The sequence below is a fragment of the Streptomyces iranensis genome (genome assembly GCF_017874715.1).
Lineage (GTDB): Bacteria > Actinomycetota > Actinomycetes > Streptomycetales > Streptomycetaceae > Streptomyces > Streptomyces iranensis.
Window position 1 is genome coordinate 1 of the sequence record NZ_JAGGLR010000076.1, and the last position, 1742, is coordinate 1742.

Genomic DNA, 1742 nt, shown 5'->3' on the forward strand with positions numbered 1-1742 from the left:
AGTCGAACAGATCATCAAAGCCGGCGGCGTACTGCTCCAGCGGTCCCGGAGCCGGCGGACACGGACGACGAGCGGTCATCACACACCCCTGCTCGTCCTTCTACTGCGGTCCCGACCCGATGTCAACAAACCACCGATAGGGTTGCGTGCATGACTGATGCGAGTGGCGTGCCTGATCTGGAACTGACGCGGGTGATGGCGGCGTCCCCGGACGCGATCTGGGCTGCGTGGACCGACCCGGCCAGCATCGCCCAGTGGTGGGGACCGGCCGGGTTCACCAGCACGGTGCGCGAACTCAACGTCGCAGACGGCGGACGATTCGATGTCGTCATGCATGCTCCCGACGGCACCGATTTCGCGAACGTCTACATCTTCGAAGACGTCGAACCGGCCCGGCGAATCACCTACGTTCATCAGGGATCCGAGGAATGGGGGCTTGCCCCGTCGCGTTCCGTCGTGCTGATCGAGGTGGAGGCCCAAGACGCACCTCGAACTCGCGTGACGGCGCGCTCGTACTACGCATCGGATGAGGACCGTCGCCGTCATCTGGAGGATTTCCAGGCTGCCGACGGTGCACGGCAGCTGCTCGAACGGCTCGAAGAAGTAGCGAGGTCTCGATAGGCCAAGGCAGTTTCGTTTGGATCATCGGGCTGACCAGAGGAAGATGCCTGCGATGTGGAGTCCGGCGAGGTAGATGGTTGCGGTCTTGTCGTAGCGGGTGGCGATGCCTCGCCACTGCTTGAGTCGGTTGATGCACCTCTCGACGGTGTTGCGCTGCTTGTAGGTCTCGCGGTCGAAGGCCGGCGGCCTGCCGCCCCGGCTGCCCCGTCGCAGTCGGTGCCCGCGCTGATCCGCCGGGATGGGGATCACCGCTCGGATGCCGCGCTTGCGCAGGTGGTCGCGGATCGCGCGTAAGGAGTACGCCTTGTCTGCCAGGACCACGTCCGGCCTGGTCCGCGGTCTTCCGCGGCGGCGGGGAACACGTAGGCGGGCCATGACATCCGTGAAGGCAGGTGCGTCACCGGCCTGTCCGGCGGTGAGGACGAAAGCCAAGGGCCGACAGCAGTTATCTGCGACGAGGTGGATCTTTGTGCTCAGCCCGCCGCGGGACCGGCCGATGGCGTGATCGGCTGGTTCTCCAGCCGGGGCCCCTTTTTGCGGGCCCCGGCCGCGTGCTGGTGAGCCCGCACGATCGTGGAGTCCACCGACACCGCCCAGGTCAGGTCCTCGTCCGCGTCGGCCTGGGCCATCAGCGCGGTGAACACTCGCTCCCAGGTGCCATCGAGGGCCCACATCCGCAACCGGTTGTAGACACCTCTCCAGTTGCCGTATTTCTCCGGCAGGTGGACCCACTGCGTTCCGGTCTGGAACTTGAAGGCGATCGCATCGATCACCTCCCGGTGATCACGCCAGCGTCCACCCCGCTTCGGCGTCCGGTCCGGAAGCAACGGCTCGATCCGCGCCCACTGCGCATCTGTTAACGGCACACCCGGACCAACGACCGGCTGATCCAAACGAAACTGCCTAGCGGTGGTTTGTTGACATCGGGTCGGGGTCGCGTAGAAGGACGAGCAGGGGTGTGTGATGACCGCTCGTCGTCCGTGTCCGCCGGCTCCGGGACCGCTGGAGCAGTACGCCGCCGGCTTCGATGATCTGTTCGACTCCCTGGCCCAGCGTCGGGGTTTTCGTCAGTACCTCACGGGGTTGCTGGCGCCGCGGGAACGGAACAAAACGCTGACATG

1 protein-coding gene and 2 pseudogenes are annotated in these 1742 nt (G+C 65.6%); 2 read left to right on the plus strand and 1 reads right to left on the minus strand.

Annotated elements, in window-relative coordinates; translation table 11 throughout:
* Positions 1-150 precede the first annotated feature (150 nt).
* Positions 151-621, plus strand: a complete 471-nt coding sequence (locus J2Z30_RS49200; RefSeq protein ID WP_044566421.1) for an SRPBCC domain-containing protein — start codon at positions 151-153, stop codon at positions 619-621.
* Between the two features lie 21 nt (positions 622-642).
* Here the strand turns inward: J2Z30_RS49200 and J2Z30_RS49205 are convergent.
* Positions 643-1514: pseudogene (locus tag J2Z30_RS49205) on the minus strand (IS5 family transposase).
* 70 nt (positions 1515-1584) lie between these two features.
* Between J2Z30_RS49205 and J2Z30_RS52240 the strand changes: the two are divergent.
* Positions 1585-1742, plus strand: a pseudogene (locus J2Z30_RS52240) (IS701 family transposase); the annotation flags it as partial.

Bases quoted from the DNA above. Each gene is read 5' to 3' on its own strand.
- J2Z30_RS49200 (WP_044566421.1), top strand. From the start codon at position 151: ATGACTGATGCGAGTGGCGTGCCTGATCTGGAACTGACGCGGGTGATG.